This is a genomic window from Aerosakkonema sp. BLCC-F183, from assembly GCF_041929145.1.
Taxonomy (GTDB): domain Bacteria; phylum Cyanobacteriota; class Cyanobacteriia; order Cyanobacteriales; family Aerosakkonemataceae; genus Aerosakkonema.
The window spans coordinates 200,352-218,812 of record NZ_JBHFNU010000102.1; the positions used below are offsets into that span (position 1 = coordinate 200,352).

The 18,461-nt window shown below is 44.4% G+C and carries 15 protein-coding genes; 8 read left to right on the forward strand and 7 right to left on the reverse strand.

Going from position 1 to position 18,461, the window contains the following annotated elements; genetic code table 11:
• Positions 1–108: 108 nt before the first annotated feature.
• The 4 genes from ACE1CD_RS29990 to hetR form a co-directional block, all read right to left on the reverse strand.
• Complete coding sequence (locus ACE1CD_RS29990) at positions 109–1,119, reverse strand: PD-(D/E)XK motif protein (protein WP_374827103.1); 1,011 nt, start codon at positions 1,117–1,119, stop codon at positions 109–111.
• Entirely contained in the window at positions 1,116–3,893 is a 2,778-nt protein-coding gene (locus ACE1CD_RS29995; RefSeq protein WP_374827104.1) for a Z1 domain-containing protein, read from the reverse strand. Before ACE1CD_RS29995 ends, ACE1CD_RS29990 begins: the two co-directional genes overlap by 4 nt.
• Before the next feature lie 65 nt (positions 3,894–3,958).
• Positions 3,959–5,176, reverse strand: a complete 1,218-nt coding sequence (locus tag ACE1CD_RS30000; RefSeq protein ID WP_374827105.1) for a DNA cytosine methyltransferase — start codon at positions 5,174–5,176, stop codon at positions 3,959–3,961.
• Between the two features lie 631 nt (positions 5,177–5,807).
• Complete coding sequence (gene hetR, locus ACE1CD_RS30005) at positions 5,808–6,707, reverse strand: heterocyst differentiation master regulator HetR (protein WP_374800219.1); 900 nt, start codon at positions 6,705–6,707, stop codon at positions 5,808–5,810.
• 1,463 nt (positions 6,708–8,170) lie between these two features.
• Between hetR and ACE1CD_RS30010 the strand changes: the two genes are divergently transcribed.
• Together ACE1CD_RS30010 and ACE1CD_RS30015 are read left to right on the forward strand one after the other, a co-directional pair.
• Positions 8,171–9,217 (forward strand): zinc-dependent dehydrogenase, encoded by a 1,047-nt coding sequence (locus tag ACE1CD_RS30010; protein WP_374827106.1) that lies wholly within the window; start codon positions 8,171–8,173, stop codon positions 9,215–9,217.
• Between the two features lie 211 nt (positions 9,218–9,428).
• Positions 9,429–9,824 carry a DUF2294 domain-containing protein gene (locus ACE1CD_RS30015; protein ID WP_374800223.1) on the forward strand — a complete coding sequence of 132 codons (396 nt, stop codon included), beginning with the start codon at positions 9,429–9,431 and terminating at the stop codon, positions 9,822–9,824.
• Between the two features lie 7 nt (positions 9,825–9,831).
• Here the strand turns inward: ACE1CD_RS30015 and ACE1CD_RS30020 are convergent, their stop codons facing one another.
• On the reverse strand, positions 9,832–10,305 hold the full coding sequence (locus ACE1CD_RS30020; RefSeq protein WP_374827107.1) for a response regulator: 474 nt from the start codon (positions 10,303–10,305) through the stop codon (positions 9,832–9,834).
• Positions 10,306–11,007: 702 nt separating this feature from the next.
• On the opposite strand from ACE1CD_RS30020, the gene ACE1CD_RS30025 reads away from it, so the two are divergent.
• Positions 11,008–11,436 (forward strand): DUF2294 domain-containing protein, encoded by a 429-nt coding sequence (locus ACE1CD_RS30025; protein WP_374827108.1) that lies wholly within the window; start codon positions 11,008–11,010, stop codon positions 11,434–11,436.
• Here the strand turns inward: ACE1CD_RS30025 and ACE1CD_RS30030 are convergent.
• Positions 11,399–11,821, reverse strand: a complete 423-nt coding sequence (locus ACE1CD_RS30030; RefSeq protein ID WP_374800231.1) for a response regulator — start codon at positions 11,819–11,821, stop codon at positions 11,399–11,401. The genes ACE1CD_RS30025 and ACE1CD_RS30030 overlap by 38 nt on opposite strands.
• Positions 11,822–12,316: 495 nt before the next feature.
• Between ACE1CD_RS30030 and ACE1CD_RS30035 the strand changes: the two genes are divergently transcribed.
• Positions 12,317–13,684: an NAD-dependent succinate-semialdehyde dehydrogenase gene (locus ACE1CD_RS30035; protein ID WP_374827186.1), complete on the forward strand. Its 1,368-nt coding sequence runs from the start codon at positions 12,317–12,319 to the stop codon at positions 13,682–13,684.
• A gap of 10 nt (positions 13,685–13,694) precedes the next feature.
• Positions 13,695–15,332: an acetolactate synthase large subunit gene (locus ACE1CD_RS30040; protein WP_374827187.1), complete on the forward strand. Its 1,638-nt coding sequence runs from the start codon at positions 13,695–13,697 to the stop codon at positions 15,330–15,332.
• A 320-nt stretch (positions 15,333–15,652) separates the two neighbouring features.
• Here ACE1CD_RS30040 and ACE1CD_RS30045 read toward each other — a convergent pair whose 3' ends face one another.
• Positions 15,653–15,904, reverse strand: coding sequence for a hypothetical protein (locus tag ACE1CD_RS30045; RefSeq protein ID WP_374800237.1), 252 nt, complete (start codon positions 15,902–15,904; stop codon positions 15,653–15,655).
• A gap of 157 nt (positions 15,905–16,061) precedes the next feature.
• Between ACE1CD_RS30045 and xth the strand changes: the two genes are divergently transcribed.
• From xth to ACE1CD_RS30060, 3 genes are read left to right on the forward strand one after another with little or no spacing between them, the layout of a single operon-like run.
• Complete coding sequence (xth, locus tag ACE1CD_RS30050) at positions 16,062–16,841, forward strand: exodeoxyribonuclease III (RefSeq protein ID WP_374827109.1); 780 nt, start codon at positions 16,062–16,064, stop codon at positions 16,839–16,841.
• 44 nt (positions 16,842–16,885) lie between these two features.
• Complete coding sequence (locus ACE1CD_RS30055) at positions 16,886–17,548, forward strand: class I SAM-dependent methyltransferase (RefSeq protein ID WP_374800241.1); 663 nt, start codon at positions 16,886–16,888, stop codon at positions 17,546–17,548.
• Between the two features lie 36 nt (positions 17,549–17,584).
• Positions 17,585–18,460, forward strand: a complete 876-nt coding sequence (locus tag ACE1CD_RS30060; protein WP_374827110.1) for an SDR family oxidoreductase — start codon at positions 17,585–17,587, stop codon at positions 18,458–18,460.
• Position 18,461 lies beyond the last annotated feature (1 nt).

An 18,461-nucleotide genomic window follows, 5' to 3' on the forward strand; every position in this document is an offset into this window, starting at 1 on the left:
TCTGTAAGGTTAGTGCTAAACTGGATATTGGAAAAAATTTTTAAGTTCGTTACCGAAGGTAATAACATTTCCTAATTCGGGCTTTAAGACTGAATTAATTTGGCTTGTTCATTGATGGCTGCCGCTGATTAGAGAAATTACATCTAATTGTGGGATTGAAAAGCGTCGGCACTCGGCAACGCTGATGGTGTAGCGAACATCTCCAATGCCATTTCGGAGATCCGCTTCAACAATTCTAGGAAAATCTCCCTCGACTTTGAAATAGTTAACTTCTCGTGGGGTATAGCCAATTTGTTCATAGTAGGGAATATGTATATCCAGATAGCCAACTTCAAAAAGGAGTATTTCTAATTCTTCCTTGGCTATAGGTTCGTTCTCAAGAATTAATCTAAGACTGGTGACTATCTCCGGTAGAGATTCACCTCGTTCTTGTCTAGCATCAAGGGATAAGTGCAGTAAAATCAGTGTGCCAGTGCCAGTATCATCTAGTTGCCGTTCGCTGGAAATCGCTAGTTTTTGATGCTGTTTGGTTGCAGTAGTTTTAACTTCAACAGCACAGTTTTGAAACTGGAAATCCTGTTGAGTTCCTTTTGCACCTGTCCAGCATTGGACTCCTTGACGAGAGCCAAGTTGAGGAATGACAATTTGCCGCAAAAACCAGAGTTCACCATATAATCCTTGCTGTTCCGCTTGGCTAAGTCCTTCAGGGTTATGTTTTTCTAAGAATGCTTGCCATCGCCGCAGACGGGTAAAGAAAGCCCCTACAGCGTTTTGCTCATCCGCAATCGGGGCAATTGCATCAACAATGTCCTGTACTAATGTTGTAAAGATATCGCTGTAACGCGAGTTAATAAGTACCAGTTGCAGGGTGACATGGGTATCATCATCACCTTGCAGGGCTACACGCCTAACCTCAAAGCAGTTGGAATTAGGAAAAAGAGCGGCTTTCCCGATAGCTTTGTGATTTACCCGCATCATCAGCAAACGTGCATTAGAAGGTCTTTCAATAGCGAGATAAACATCGTATGTAACTTCTGGCAATAGGCGGCGGGTAATATAGCCAGAAGGTACATTTGCAGTATCTTCTTCCAGTAGTCTCCAGGTATTTTGCACTGTCATGGCTGACCGAATTCCTCTTGCCAATACACATTGTTAACTTTATATTCCACCATCTGGGCTTTCTTGCTATCGGGGAAACTTATGACAAAACCAATGACAGGAATTTCCGAATTGATTTCTTGTGGATCTAGTGAATAAAGCAGCAGTAAACCGTTCTTTGGGGAACGCTTGGAACGCAGAATTTTTCCATCAGGCGTATTACTGGAACTTGGTGGTTTACCAGCTTCTGCTCGCCGCTGCTGCGTAATTTCGAGAATTTCGTTACGAGTTTCCTCAGAGAGATCGAGCCATTCATCGGTTGGACTAAGGAGACGAGACTTGATGAGGCGATATTCCTGAGAAGATTCAGGAGAGGCATCCTTACGCAAAGTTAGACCAACTTCATTTCCAGCAATATTTATCTTATTTTTCGCTCGATTATTTGATATAAGAACAACTGTCCATGAGATGAGTTCATGCGGGAGTTGAGCCTTGATGTATTTGACGAGAAGTGAAGTGTTTGCCAGTCTACAATTATCGTGAGACTGATAGCCTAATAGAAAATTAATGACTTTTTCAGGAGGAACCTGCTCCCAGATGTAGTTATGCTTTTCTTGTCTGGTATATGAGCCAAGGCTTCTCAGTAGTTCTTCTGTGACCTCAAGATTTTTCAGATTTATATTCTCATCTTTGTGTAAAATTGTGGTCTCGCTGAGGGTTCTGGTGTAAGACAGCCGCATGACAGTACCCGTCTTCATCTTATTCGCCCCAGTAATTACCAAATCCTGCGGGTGCGTGCGAACTTTTAAACCGAATTCATCAGGTGTCGCTCCGGCATCAGCCATATAGTCAAACTCCTGCCGGAGTTCCTCACTGGCAACAGTGATGTGTTCGTACCATTCAATTAGCTCATCAGTTGTGTACAATCGGCAAAGATCGATATATCCCGGTCTGTATCCAAACCATCGACCCATCTGCATCAGGGTGTCGTACATCTTTGAGGCTCGAAGATAATAGCTGACGCTCAGACCTTCCAAGGTTAGACCACGAGACAATTTATCACCGCCGATCGCAATCACGCTTAACCCATTTTTGTGTTCCCAGTAGTCCAGTACATCCTTAGCTGTGCCGTTGATTTTCTTGACCTGAATCTTAGAGGCAGCATGATGCAGTAAAGGTCGGATTTCTTCCCAAGAAACTGGCGTAAGTTGTGGATCAGCTATAGATGAAAGTATGGATGAAGTCGTTGGCACAAAATCATCTTTCCATAGCTGCTCAAATTCTTCCTCTAGCTTGCCTGTTGCTTTGCCATCGCCAGATCGCAGTCGTTGTTTTAGGGAAGTCAACTCGTCTTTGACTTGCTTTGCTACCTCGGATTGAACAGCCGTAAAACGGGCGACATGAACTAGCATTGAGTTGTGTTCGTTCTCCTGTCCTCGCACAATTCTTGCAGCGCAACAAAGAATAAACGCCCTAATTGCCTCCTTTAGAGACCCTGGAAGTTCACCCGGAACATGGTCTTTTTTGTGTTTGTCTGGCATCCATTCTCTTTGGTCGTCAACTGGTCTGATGATAGGCAAAGCTTCTGATGCTTCAAAACCAATAGCCGGGTCGGTATCCAGTCCAAATACCTGTACTGGGCCAATGTAGTTTGATGGTGCAGGTAGGTTGATAATGAAACTACGTGGAAAGAGATCGTCTCCAAATTCTTGATTTTTTTGATTTGGGTCTGGATAGATGAAGATGTTAGCAAATGGTGTCGCTGTGTAACCCACATAAGCACTCTTTTCAAAACTTTGAAGCAGCTTCCTGATTAATCCATTGATGGCTGAAACATCATACTCTTCCTGAACTCTGCCATTTTCATCCAATAGGGGAGGATTTGTGTTGATCGAGGCATTGTCTGCCTCGTCATCAATGACGAGTAAAGGAACTCTTCTGACAATTCGTTTTCCTGATTCTTCATTCACAATCCCGCGAACGTTTAATGCCCATTTCAGAAGATTAGTCAGTACAGATTTGTTCTTTTTAACAACAAGCAGAACTGGATCTGCACCGCCTGGGATTGTTCCATTCTGATTTGCTACGCGCTGGTTAAAATCACCTTTCTCAGCACTGCTTGTAGCCGAATGAGCAATCAGCAACTTTTCAGTAAGGATTTTTCCCGCACCCATCAAGGAATTCTGCCCTCTATCGAAAGCTCTGTTAACCTGTGAATCGCGTCCGAGAAAACCTTCATCTAAACGAATTTGCGTCTGGCTCCGCAAGCTGTTTTGGATACCAGCAAGCACAATAATCAGTTTATATCCTGCATCAACCGCCTTGCAGATCAGAGCAGTATAGTTTGCTGTTTTTCCAGACTGAACCTGTCCAACAACCATTCCTCTCCGATCCCAATCTCCTGAACGTAGGGGGTACTCTAGGCGTTCAAGAATGGAGTCTGTCAACTGGTCTAAACCTTTGGTAGTCGCTGGTGCCCAGCCCTTTTCTTCCTCCAAATAACGTACATAACGGTTCCAAAAATCCCAATTGATTTCACTGTTGCGGTCAGCCAACCAAGGAATGTGACCCTCTTTGTTTTCTAATACAGTACCTAGACCCATCCAGATATTGAAAAGACTTTCAAGTTCCCGGACAAGTTTTTCCTCATCTACCTCAACGACACGATCCGGTTGGCTAGTTCTGATAGAGTCAACGGCAATTTTGACTTTTTCCTGAATGATTTGCCGTGTGGGTGTCTGTTCACCCTTCAATAGCACTTGAGCTACCTGACGAGTTCTATCATAGTCGTTCATTTTACATATTCTCCTTTCTCTGCTTTTTAGTTGTGAAATATACTTGAGGTCTGCCTGAAGCTAGGTTAACTCCTTTCAGACAGAGCCTCATAGTAGGCTTGTACTTGTTTTACAATTGGTCTGGCGATCGCTTCAGCTAAAAGAGGTGGTACAGAATTCCCAACTAACTCAAACATTCTTGTCATAGGTGCATCAAATACAAAATGATCAGGGAAACTTTGAAGCCTTGCAGCTTCTCTTACAGAGATACTTCTGATTTGTGTTGGATGGATATAGGCCAAACAATCTTTCTGCATGTGTGCCGTTAGCGTCCATGAGGGCTTATGCCAGTGTAAGCGTTTATACTTGTCCTCGAAAATCCGATCGCTGTAGCGTTTTAACTCATCAGGGATATTTTTATACTTACCCCCTTGAGGCATAATGCTAAAAATGTGCAAATCCTTATCATTATGCGAGCGACAAAAATGATTCATTACCGTATCGTCAGATTTACTTCTCATTAGCTTTTGATAGTCAGATTTAGGCGAAAATTTGTAAGGCTTAGGAGAGTCAATTTGCTTGGGCGCAGTGTTTTTACTCTTTAAAGGTAAACACATCGGCTCTAATTCTGGTAAATCTCCAATTGCTTCCCCTACAGAGACATAAGAACCTGTATTCGGCTCTGGAAACTCAAAAGCTAGATTCGTATCTTTACGCCTACCAACAATGAATAAGCGTTTGCGAATTTGAGGAACTCCATAATCAGAAGCGGTTAGAATTTCTTCGCTAATATTATAGCCTGGATAATCATAATTTTTTCTAGTTAGTCCATTCTCTAGCTCTCTTTTCAAAGTAGGGAATATCCAGTGGTTGCGGAGATAATTGACGTTTTCAATCACAAAGAATAAAGGTTTGTAATATTTAACAAATTTAATAAATTCTTCATATAAAAAGTTTCTGTTATCACCTTCAATATTTTTACCTAAAGACTTCATTTTCCCAATGCCTACTACTGAAAATACTTGACACGGTGGCCCACCAATTAAAATATCAATTTCTCCTGGCTCCAACCCCAACTTACTCAAATCAGTAATAGATTCAATCGGCTGAGAATTACACATAAGTTTACAGTTGGGAAAATTTCTATGATGAGTTCTTATAGCATGAGGATTTTTATCGATTCCCCCTAAGATTTCACAGCCAGCATTTTGAAATCCTAAGCTCATCCCACCTGCACCACAAAAAAGATCGAGTACAGTAGGTGATTTTTTATTTGTCCTTTTCGGCTGAAGTTCAAACATCATCAAATAGCTGCACCGCTTTTAATAACTATGTATTTTAAATATATAATAACAAATTTTTGGTTATATTTACGCACAACAATTAGATTTTCCTTTACTCCACCAGAGTATCTTTTACCTGAAAACATAATAATTTTTTTTAATATATTTAACTCAAATCCTATTAACTCGGCTCATATTTCATATAGACAGTCTAGATAATCTTAAGCATATTTTTAAATATTCAGACATCTTATCTACTCTTCAAAAGTCGAGAAACATCTAACTTCAAGCTACCTTCCTCTTGCTTCGATAGTAAGAAAATCCAGAATAATGGGCGGTATACAATATTTTGTATCAAAAGTCAAGAAAAAATTGGCATCTCATTGTTTATGAAGATATGATTTGTTGGTGTCAATAGCCGCTACACCATTGGCGATTTTGCTTGCGGAGAAGCGAAACTGGCGGTGGTACTTTGCGATCGCGCCATCCAGTTGACCCACATCCGCGCTATCAAAACCGATCGTCTAACTAAAGAGAGATTAAAACTCGGATTTTAACAATAAAATTAATTTCAAGGCGATCTGGGCAAGGGCCCAGATCTGGTTTCATCAGATCGCACCCTATATCACCATCGTTTCAGAACCCCTCAGCTTCAGTCATCTTTGGGGCCAAAAACCATCTGTAAAATCATTTGATCGCCGCCATCGCGGTGGTGTCTGTCCGCCCACTGGCGGATGACCTCATCTAACTCCTCCAAAGCGCGATCGACGCGATCGGGTGGAATATCCAACTCCTCTAAGATTCGCATCACATAGCGCTGTCGCTCTTGCCACCCCTTCATCAAACGGAAGTACCTGGCCGTATCCTCAACCATAATAAAAGTGCGCTCTTCGTCATCAGAGGGCGAGTAAGAAGCGCGGGTGAGGGCGTAGAAAGGCAGTCCCCAAGGGCAATCTATGCGCGTCACCGTCCCGGCATAAATCAGGCGACGCTTGATATGCTCTGCCAAAGCTTCGCTCAGAGGTGTTCGCCTCTCCGATGGCAAATCCTCCTGAGAGCGATTATGCAGAAATTCGATCAATTCCATGAACTGAAACGAATTGATCAGTTGAGCGTCAGGTAGGAGAGGCGGTAGTTTTTCCTCAATTTGTCTTTTCTCCTCAGAAGTGAGGGTCGTACCGGGAATGCGCGGTCGCCCCGGTATCCAAGGATACTGTTCCATCCAGACATAGGGAAACTGAATCAGATAGCGAGGTTCTTGGGAACCGAGCATCTTCAGCAGTTTACCTTGAGTCAGCGCTTCTCTGACTTCTTCAACTATCGCCTTAACCCGCTTCGGCTCAATATGGTGCAGGTGACCGGTCATTCGCAGGTTTTGGCCCTGCTCCAGATAGGTCATATAAATGGCACATTTTGCTGCTGTCGCAGCTGCATCCAGAAACGCCCCATGCCTGTGCCCACTCGTTCTCATGGCACTGAAGGCCAGATATAGCATGATCTGATCCATTGCACTAGGGCTGAGGCGTTTGATCAGATCGAGGTCTTTGCTCATGTTAGAAGGTATGGTATCACAAAGATACAAAATTATGAGGCACGGACGATCTTTTCATCTTAGTGGATAAACAGACCGTTTACGCTATTTGCAGAACCCATTTAGGTGAGAGCCTGTAGATGCACTAGAAATGAAATGATTGCTTTCCCGCACTCATTATTTCTCGTTTTATGACTTTTAAGTCAAGTTTAAGACGAACCCTGCTTTCCAAAATTTAGCCGATCTGGGGGGTGAAAGCCCACTCATTCCCAAACAAAACGGTTTTTTAGTCCCAAACCTGGGAATCGGGTCGGGGGGCACAGCTAAGGATTTTTGCCCTCGATCTTTTTTGTTGGGTGACAAACCTTGCCAAGCGCGATCGGTGTCTGTTAATAACACCTACCGCGCTTAGCAAGGTTTTATCGGTTATTCAGCTATTTCACACCGAAGGGTTCCTACAGAGATAGAGGTTAATCTTACGATGTGATATAATTCTGTCACTATTATGGCTTTTTGTGACCGCGTTTGGCGTAAAATAGCCATTGCCCATATATGTCGTCTGCCGATTTGACACGCTTGGGTGCGAAGAAGCGCTAATCTTGTTTGGTTCTCTCTAAAAAATGTGGAGTAAAAGCTATCAACTTTCAGCCTTGCTCGACAAGCAAAGGTTGAAAGCGCAAATTTAGCTCATTTGCATTCGTCTCTTCCACTACCCCTGTGAATGCAACCAGCAGCTACGAAGTTTTGATCTAGTGGCAGTTTTTGGGATACAAATTGTTCGCTGCTATTAAAATCTAAATTTCTGGTTGAGGCTGACCCAAGATTTTGGGAAATAGGGGTGAATAGAACTAAGAGGAAACCCATCCAAACGATAGAGTTGTGATGTCCCATAAAAATCGTTTTATCCGCATCTCTATTTCCTGTTACGGAAACTCGGATCTAGGATCGGGACAAATTTTTATAGTTGACTAAAAATTTATTTATTGTGAAAACAGTATCGGAATTTACGTACTCAATCGAGAATTGACAAACGTTTCAAGTTACGCATTTTCAGAGGATAATAAATTAGTGAACGGTAAGATAGACTCAGTTAAAATTGAGGTTCACAAATGTGTAATTAATCAACAGACATCTCCAGAAATTAAAGGTGCGTTATCTGGAACCCTTGTAGAGACGTTTCATGAGACGTCTCTACATTCTATGTTGGAGATGTCTAATATAAAGGTAAACAAGAAAGATTTATATCAATGGGATTATGCTAAAAAATGGAGAAGCTATCACCAGAGTATTCAAACTGTAAGAATAAAATCACCGTAAAAGTAATCAACAAAATAGATTTCCCGGAGCGGGCTGTCGAAGTCTGGCCTGCCGCAATCCTAGAAATGCCCTCTACCTTTGCGTCTTTCTTCTCTATCCGCGATCGCTAGCCAAGAGCAACGCACAAAATGGTAAAGTCTAATATCGGTGGGTGAAAAAGGATTGATATGAAAGCGCAAGTATTCAGAGGAGTAGATCGGCTCAGCTACGAAGAGGTGCCAATACCGGAACTGCAAGCGGATGAGGTGCTTGTACAGGTGCAGGTAGTTGGCTTGTGTCAGTCGGATATCAAAAAAATTCGCTATCCGCTTTACGAACCGCCGCGCATCTTCGGACACGAAACAGCCGGTGTGATTTCGGCTGTGGGAGAAGGGGTAAAAAACTGGCAGGTGGGACAGCGAGTTGTCGTGATGCACCATATCCCCTGTATGCGCTGCGAATACTGCCTCAATGAGAACTTTTCGATGTGTGATGTCTACAAGAACATCACGACAACGGCTGGTTTTGCTCCTAGCGGCGGTGGCTTTGCAGAATATGTGAAGGTTCCGGGTCACATTGTTCGCAACGGGGGATTGATCCCAATCCCGGATGGGGTAACTTTTGAGCAGGCTAGTTTTGTTGAGCCGACTAACTGCTGTCTCAAGGCGGTGAAAAAGGCTCAAATTGCGCCAGGACAAACGGTATTAATTACCGGTGCAGGGCCGATCGGACTGATGTTCGCAATGTTGGTAAAATATTTCGGTGCTAAGGCGATCGCTACCGATTTGCTGCCGTCTCGCATCGAGAAAGCTCTTGCTGTGGGCGCAGAAGCAGCGTTTGATGCCCGCGACCCAGAATTAGCGACAAAAATCAAAGCGCTGACGGGAGGCATGGGAGTCGATACTGCTTTGCTGGCAGTTCCCAGCGAAAAAGCTTTTTTCCAAGCGCTCGACTGCACCCGCAAAGGCGGTAAAATTCTATTTTTTGCGGAGTTTCCAGATGAGGTGGAAATTCCCATCAATCCCAATATCCTTTACCGTCGAGAAATTGATTTGATCGGCAGCTACAGTTCTTCCTATCGGGTGCAATCTCTGGCATCAGATATTGTGTTCAACCGCAGAATTGATGTGGATGCTTTGATTAGCGATCGCTATCCTCTTAAAGATCTAGCAATAGCTGTGCAACAAGCGGTCGCCCCAAGCCCAGAAACTTACAAAATTTTGATTTACCCTTAACTATCGTTCATCTCTCGCGCTCTTCCGGCCTTCCCTCTTTCCGCATCTAACTGAATAAGTATTCTTTGCGCTCAAGATGAGTATCTCTTGAGTGTAGGTCAGTGCTATAATATAATATGCCGATTTATTTATTTTTTCCTCATACCGAGGTCTAATATGCTGTCACACAGTCTGTCTTCATTAATCTAACTCAGGCCATACGCAAACAATTATGGAAACACCAGCCCCTACCCGTGGGCAATTAGAGCGAACTCTATCACAACGTATTCAATCTCTATATCGCAATCAACTGGGGCATCAGCCCAGTCAAGTGACTTGCGAGATTTTTGATGCAAAAATTGTCATAATCTTGGAAGATGCCGTTACCCAACCAGAACAAGTTCTTGTGAACAACGGTCAGCAGGACTTAGCCGAGCAAGTGAGGTCGGATTTAAACGCGGCAATTCAGCCACAACTCAAGGATTTAATCGAAGAAGTTGTGGGAGTCGGTGTAGTGGATTTGCTTAGCGATGCGAAATTAGATACAGGTCGTACTGGTACGATCGTGATATTGAGTGCGGAGCCTCAAGTCAGGGATTCTTCCGCTAGCTCGAAGCGCCGCAAGTAAAGCGAGTTTAATTGAGGTAGCGACGGAGAATAACTTCTAAATCGTCAACTACATAGGGTTTGGTAATGTAATCATTACAACCTGCGGCGATAATGTTAGCTCGGTCTTCTGCTCTTGCCAAAGCGGTAACTGCGACGATGGGAATCTTGTTTGTACGGGGATCTTGTCTGAGACGAGTGACAATCTCTATTCCGTTGAGGTCGGGCAGCATAATATCGAGCAGAATCAGATCGGGTTGATGACTTTGTGCTAATGTGATTGCTGTCTCGCCGGTGTCAGCAGTGAGGAAAGCGCAGCCAACCAGCTCGAGCGTAAAACTTATCAAAATCAAATTATCTTCATTGTCATCGACAGCTAAAACTAATGGTCTTTGGGCAACAGATTGAATGCTGTCGCCAAGAGAAAATTCCATATCCATTCTTTGTTTGGGGGAAGTTGTAAATTTGTTCTGCAAGCTTTGAGATAGGGCTGGACGAGGCATTCCTCAAGCGGCAAGCATAAAAGTTATAAGCTTACGTTCTCCCTACAAAAGGGAGAGCTAAGACGTTGGCGCTTGAAAGAGATTGGCTCGTATAAAAGTATGAACGATAAACAGCTAAATTCATACTTTTTACATCACCATGCTAGCTAATCCAGATATTTTAGTGTAAAAAAGCTAAAAAATGAATATTTTGTCCCAAATAAGCTAAACTTGGGCCTCGCTTGCGAATACATTAAATCCCAGGGACAAACTGTAATCTAGAACACGGGAAACTGGGATGAGGGGTGAAGGTGTAGGGAAACAGCGGGTGTCGGCATTAAGGATAGAAATGCTTATAGAGTAAGGATGAGAGTAACCAATTAGGTTTAATCATCGCACTATATAACGGAGAGTTGAATAAATAAAATTTATTACACAGTTGGTGGCCATAATTTACTGAGAAACGATCGCTCGCTCCGTGCGATCGACAAAGGCTGGTGCGATCGAAAACTTAGCACGTCTGCTACCCTTAATGGAAGTACTTATTGTTGTGCTTTGTGCCAGTTTTTTGGTTTGAACTAGCGATAACAGCTATTCTTAGATAACAACGATGATTGCTTGCTCTTTTGTAAATACTTCTTCAGGCTAATTTTGAAAATTGTGCTGCTTGCTACGCTCAAAGTGGATAGCTAAAAATTTTTTTGCTATTAGGAGCCGATCTCTATGGATATGCCCGCAACAAAAGTGACGAGACAGCAATTAGAACAAATTTTTTCGCACCGCATTCAACAATTGTACCATAGCAGAGTTGGGCATCAACCCGATCGAGTATCTTGCCAACTGTTTGACAACAAACTTGCCATCGTATTGGAAAATGCGATATCGCGTCCCCTACAACTTCTAGCGGAGAACGATCGCAAGAATTTAGCGCAGCAAGTAAGATTAAATGTTGACGCCGCTCTTAAGCCAGAGCTTGTGCAGATAATCGAAGATGTCCTGGGAGTGGAGGCGATTGACTTGCTCACCGATACCAGCATCGAAAGCGGTCGCACCGGTATTATCGCTGTGTTGGCAGTTGCGCCTACAGATAGGGATACTACTTTCATCCCGCCAGTCAAACTAGAGACGGTATCCGCAGATGGCGATAGATGACCGTTTCTAGATCTTCCAGCATATAGGGTTTGCTAATATAGCCATTACAACCCGCTGCCATAATTCGATCGCAATCTTCTTCTTTTGCCAAAGCTGTGACTGCTACAATAGGTATTGTTTTTGTTTGCGAATGCTGCTTAAGCCGATAAATCACCTCAACACCGTCTAAGTCAGGTAGAACAATATCCAGTAAGATCAGATCTGGTTGATAAAGTTGAGCTAAAATTATCGCTGTTTCGCCATTGGCCGCCGCGATCGAGGAGCAGTTAAACAACTGTTCCACAGCTAGAGAAATTAGCACTAAATTATCTTCATGATCGTCCACTACCAACACTAGAGGACGACCCGCAGTAAACGGTGCGCTATGTTTCGAGGAAAATTGCATATCATCCACGCTCTGTTTTCAGGGGAAACTGTAGATTAGAGAAATTGCAGTCTGAAAAAGAGTGGACGAGGCATTCCCCAAGCGGCACTATCAAAACTTCCGAAATCGGGGACAAGCCAAGTATAGGAAGAGAGTGGCGCTTGCAATAGATTGGCTCGCATCCATTTGACAATTTTTGGTTGTCTTTGGTCAAACCGGGTAAGTGGGGCTGACCTCTAAGGGTGGCATCACCTACCTGTAAGTTAGGTTAACATAAATCTCGAAAATACTTAATTCTTTATTAAAATTTACGACTTCGACACACTACAAGTTAAAAGTGCAGCATTTCTACACATCCGAAGACCAACCTATGTGAAAGAATAATAGACGGGGATCGTAAAATCTTAGATTTTAAATGGAAATCTAAAACCGACATAGTGACGTGGGTAGCTCGGCAAGAGACGTAGAGAGTCTCAGGGCTACCCTAATTTATCAGTGGAATTGGAGACCGAAACAATGGCTATTGCCACCATAAACCCAGCTACGGGAGAAACGCTTCAAACCTTCCCACCCCTGACGGAAGCGGAAATAGAAGGGAAACTGGATCTGGCACAAAAGGCGTTTGTGGAATATCGCAAGACGCCTTTTGCCCAAAGAGCCGAGTGGATGAACCAAGCTGCTAAAATTTTGGAGCGCGATCGCGATCGTTTTGCCAAAATTATGACTTTGGAAATGGGTAAACCGATTAAAGGTGCGATCGCGGAAGTTGACAAATGCGCCTTAGTATGCCGTTATTACGCCGAACGTGCGGCAGAATTTCTCGCCGATGTCCCCGCATCAACCGATGCCAGTTCGAGCTTTGTGAAATACGAGCCGTTGGGGATAATCTTAGCAGTTATGCCTTGGAATTTCCCGTTTTGGCAAGTTTTCCGTTTTGCCGCACCCGCGCTGATGGCAGGGAACGTGGGTATACTAAAACACGCATCCAACGTGCCTCAGTGCGCTTTGGCAATTGAGGAGATTATCAAAGCAGCGGGATTTCCAGGAGGAGTATTTCAAACCTTGCTGGTGGGAGCGGATAAAGTTGCAGGTATTATAGCAGACGATCGCGTTAAAGCTGCCACCCTGACCGGCAGCGAAGCCGCTGGAATTTCTCTCGCGGTCGCTGCTAGCAAGCACATTAAAAAAACTGTCTTGGAATTGGGAGGCAGCGATCCGTTTATCGTTTTGGAAAGTGCCGATTTAGAAGCAGCGGTTTCTACAGCAGTTGCGGCGCGGATGCTCAATAACGGACAATCTTGTATAGCGGCAAAACGCTTTATTTTGCACTCATCGATCGCAGACGAATTTGAACAGCGCTTCGTAGAGAAATTTCAAGCTTTAAAAATTGGCGATCCGATGAATCCGGAAACGGATCTTGGCCCCTTGGCAACTCCAGGCATCGTCCAAGATTTAGATGGGTTAGTGCAAACCTGCATCGCCAAAGGCGCAAAAGTTCTCACTGGCGGAAAACCCTTGTCCGATCGTCCGGGTAACTTCTACCCTGCCACAATTTTGACAGACTTTCCACCCGGTACTCCAGCCGATAACGAAGAATTTTTTGGCCCCGTAGCCCTCTTATTCAGAGTAGCGGATATTGACGAAGCAATAGCACGCGCTAACGCAATTCCCTTTGGACTGGGAGCCAGTGCCTGGACTACAGTGGAGAAAGAGCGCGATCGCTTAATTTCCGAACTAGAAGCGGGTGCAGTATTTATCAACGGTCTAGTCAAATCCGATCCCCGTCTGCCTTTTGGCGGTATCAAACGTTCCGGATACGGACGAGAACTGGGCGTGCAAGGAATTCATGAGTTTGTCAACATCAAAACCGTGTGGGTGAAATAATATGGGCGAAATGAATACAGCTGAATTATTAGTGCGGTGTCTGGAAAACGAAGGGGTAAAATACGTTTTTGGTTTACCCGGTGAAGAAAATTTGCACGTTTTGGAAGCGATCGCACATTCTTCTATACAATTTATTACCACCCGCCACGAACAGGGTGCAGCTTTCATGGCCGATGTCTACGGTCGCTTAACGGGAAAAGCGGGCGTTTGCCTTTCTACTCTAGGCCCTGGTGCTACCAACTTGATGACTGGTGTCGCCGATGCCAACTTAGATGGTGCCCCTCTCGTTGCAATTACCGGCCAGGTAGGAACAGACCGGATGCACAAAGAATCCCACCAATATCTCGATTTGGTGGCTATGTTTGCCCCGGTAACTAAATGGAATGCCCAAATTGTCAGACCCAGCATTGCACCAGAAGTTGTCCGCAAAGCGTTTAAAATTTCTCAAACTGAAAAACCGGGCGCGGTGCATATCGATGTGCCGGAAAACATTGCCGCTATGCCTGTAACAGGCGAACCTCTCAGCAAAGGGGATGTGGAGAAAACTTTTGCTTCATTTCGCAGTATCGAACAAGCAGCACAGCTAATTTCTCAATCTAAAAATCCGTTAATTTTAGTGGGAAATGGTGCGATCCGCGCCAACGCCAGTCAAGCGGTGACGGAATTTGCTACCAAAATGAATATTCCTGTCGCGAATACTTTTATGGGTAAAGGTGTAATTCCCTATACTCATCCGCTGGCGTTGTGGGCGGTGGGGTTGCAATTGCGCGATTACATTAACTGCGGTTTTGATAACACAGATTTGGTGATTGCAATCGGTTACGATTTAATCGAATATTCGCCCAAGCGGTGGAATCCCGATAGCAAGATTCAGATCGTTCATATTAGCACCAGTCACGCCGAAATTGATAGCAATTATCTTCCGCTTGTGGAAGTTGTGGGGGATATTTCCGATTCGTTAGATGAAATTTTGCAACGAGCCGATCGCACAGGTAAACCCGACCCCTACGCTTTGGAATTGCGGGATGATATTCGCGCAGATTACGAAAAATATGCTAACGATACTGGTTTCCCCATTAAGCCGCAAAAACTAATTTATGACTTGCGACAAGTGATGGGCGAGGAAGATATCGTTATTTGCGATGTCGGAGCGCATAAAATGTGGATGGCGCGACACTATCACTGCGAACGTCCCAATACTTGCTTGATTTCTAACGGTTTTGCAGCGATGGGAATTGCCATTCCAGGTGCGATCGCCGCTAAATTAGTTGCCCCCCAAAAACAAGTAGTTGCTGTCACTGGTGATGGCGGATTTATGATGAATTGCCAAGAACTGGAAACAGCTCTGCGCGTCGGCACAAATTTTGTTACCATCATTTTCAACGATGGTGGTTATGGCTTGATCGAGTGGAAGCAAGAAAACCAAATGGGTCGATCGGCTTTTGTCAAATTCGGTAATCCCGATTTTGTCAAATTTGCCGAAAGTATGGGCTTAAAAGGATACCGAGTGGAATCTACTGCTGATTTTATTCCTACCTTGAAAACCGCTCTTGCCCAAAACGTTCCTGCTGTGATAGATTGCCCGGTTGACTATCGAGAAAATCTCCGCTTTACTCAGAAAGCCGGAGAATTGAGTTGCGCTATTTAGTATCCGCAATTCGAGCAACCCGGTTTTTCTAAAAAACCGGGTTGGAAAGCCGACGACAAGGCATCAAACTCAATTTGGTGGCATAGAGAATAGTAGGGTAGGCATTGCCCACCATTCCCGTATCGAAAAGCTGATATCATGTCCGGTAGCATCGGTTACATAAAAAATGCGTTCTTATCTGCCTAATCTGCGGTAACAGATAATATAAGAGCATCAGTCATGTACTACCGATGTAACCGGACACGATCCGATCGGCTTTTTGGTGGGGATTGCCCACCCTACGTTTAATTCTGCTAATTGAATTAAAAATAGTTAGGCAATTAAAGTTCTTCATCTTCTTCCTCTTCGTCTTCTTCCTCCTCATCTTCAAAGCGTTCCCAACCCCAACGATCGGCAACCATAAAAAAGATAGATTTAGCTAGATTGATATCGATATCTTCGGCTAAACCTACCAGTTTGCTTGACTCGCCCTCGCTATCTTCATAGTAGATGAAAAAGCCCCCAGACTTGCGCTCTCGCAGTGTAAGCACGCTGCCATCTTCATAACTAACTGTCAAAATGCTTGCGGCCATAGGACACCCCTTTAAGTCAAAACTAATATCAGAATATAATAATTGAAAACACGCGATCGCTCTCAGGCGATCGCTTTGTTCAGCACAATTGTTTCCTTACCCTTGATGCGTGGGGAAAAAGTTGCCCTTCCTCAAAACATACAGAACCAAATTTTTAATGAAAGTCGCCACTTGGAATGTTAATTCAATACGTACCCGCCTAGAGCAGGTGGTCAATTGGTTGCAGTCAAATCCTGTAGATGTTTTGTGCTTGCAAGAAACCAAAGTGCAAGATGCAGAATTTCCGCGATCGCCCTGGGAAAGTTTAGGGTATCACCTCTACATTTCCGGGCAAAAATCCTACAACGGTGTCGCCATCCTCAGCCGCAAACCTCTAGAAGAAGTCAGCACCGGATTTGCCCCCATTTTGGGTATTTCGGAATTTGACGAACAGAAACGGGTAATTAACGGCGTTGTAGATAATGTTCGGATCGTCAACCTCTACGTCCCCAACGGTTCCGAAGTCGGGAGCGAAAAATATGTTTACAAGCTCAGTTGGCTAAAAGTGTTGCGCGAGTACCTGCAAGCGCTGCGGGAAAAACAACCCAGTGCGATGTGCGTCTGCGGTGATTTCAACATTGCCCCGGAAGATAAAGATATTCACAACCCAAAAGGGCGAGAAAAAATGGTGATGGCGACAGATTTAGAACGCCAAGCTTTGCAGACAGTTTTAGAATTGGGATTAGCCGATGCGTTTCGCAAATTTACTCAAGAAGGTGGCAATTTTAGTTGGTGGGACTATCGATCGGCTGCTTTTCGACGCAACTGGGGTTGGCGCATAGACCATCACTATTTGACACCAGAATTGTACGATCGCGCGATCGCTTGCACAATTGATGTTACCCCCAGAGCATTGCCCCAACCCAGCGACCACGCACCAGCGATCGTGGAATTTTAGTAGCTACACTCGAAATGTAGAAAGCGATCGAGCGGAGGTCAGCTTTGATAGATTCTGCCAGACAAAAAGCAAGACAACTAGCTCATCAGTTTCTTGTGCAGGATAACCCCACAGGTTGGTTCGACGTTTTGTACGCAAGCGCCAATGGGGACGATCGAGCCGTCCCGTGGGCTGATATGACCGTCAATCCCAACTTCGCTGACTGGATTGAGCGCTACAATATTAAGGGAGAAGGGAAAAAAGCGCTCGCGATCGGTTGCGGTTTGGGAGACGATGCGGAGGAATTAGCTCGTTTGGGATTCGATGTAGTCGCTTTTGACATTTCACCCACTGCGATCGCTTGGTGTCGCCAACGTTTTCCAAACACAAAAGTAAACTATTGCGTAGCGGATCTTCTCGCATCTCCCCCATCTTGGCAAAGCAACTTCGACTTCGTATTTGAATCTTACACAATACAGTCTCTCCCCCAGGAACTTCGCGCACAAGCAATCCAGTGCATTTCCCAATTCGTATCTCCCGGAGGTAGTCTTTTAGTAATCTGTCAGGGACGCGATCCGGAAGACAATGTAACAGGTCCGCCTTGGCCTTTGACTAAAATGGAATTAAAAATATTTGAAAATTTCGCTCTCAAAGAAATGTCTTTCGAGGATTATTTGCAAAAAAATCAATCACCAGTACGGAGATTTCGAGTTCATTATGGCATCTGAAATAATGGAGTAGGCTGTATTTGAGGAAGCACGATCGTGTTTTTAATCACTGGAGCGACTGGAGGATTAGGCCGTCGGATTGTGCGGCTGTTGCGGGAACAGGAGATGCCAGTACGGGCGTTTGTCCGCCTCATGTCTCGCTATGCGGAACTCGAACACCGAGGAGCCGAAATTTTTATTGGCGATTTGCAACAAGACAAAGATATTAAAAAAGCTTGCCAGGGCGTTCAATATATTATCAGCGCTCACGGCTCAGATGGCAATGCAGTCGCACTCGATTATCGCGCCAATATTGAATTAATCGATCGAGCCAAAGATATCGGAGTCAAGCATTTTGTCTTCATCTCTGTGCTGGGAGCCGATCGCGGTTATGAAAACGCACCCATATTTAAGGCAAAACGCGAAGTAGAGAAATACCTGCAAGCCAGCGGTCTCAATTATACTATTTTACGTCCTTCCGGGTTTTCCTCGAATCTCCTCCCCTTAGCAGAACAGTTTCGACAAACGGGGATTTATCTACTTGTGGGCGACCCGAAAAACCGTACCTCTATTATCAGTACCGACGATTTAGCCCGAATTGCCGTCAATTCCATCTCCACCCCAGCAGCGCGAAATCAAATTTTGCCAGTAGGAGGGCCAGATATTCTGAAACGGGAAGATATTCCCCACATTTTTGGTCGGATCTTTAACCGAGAACCGATCGTCATTAATCCGCCGCTGTTATTGTTTGACGCAGTGCGCGGTGGATTCGGGCTTTTCAATCCCAACACTGGGAAATCTTTGGGTACTTTGCGGACTTTGTTAGCTAATGAATTTTTCTGTACAACTCATGAAATTGCTAATGTGGAGTCGATGTTTAATTTGAAATTGGAAAGTTTGGAAAATTTCTTGCGGCGCTATTTGGGAGTATGAA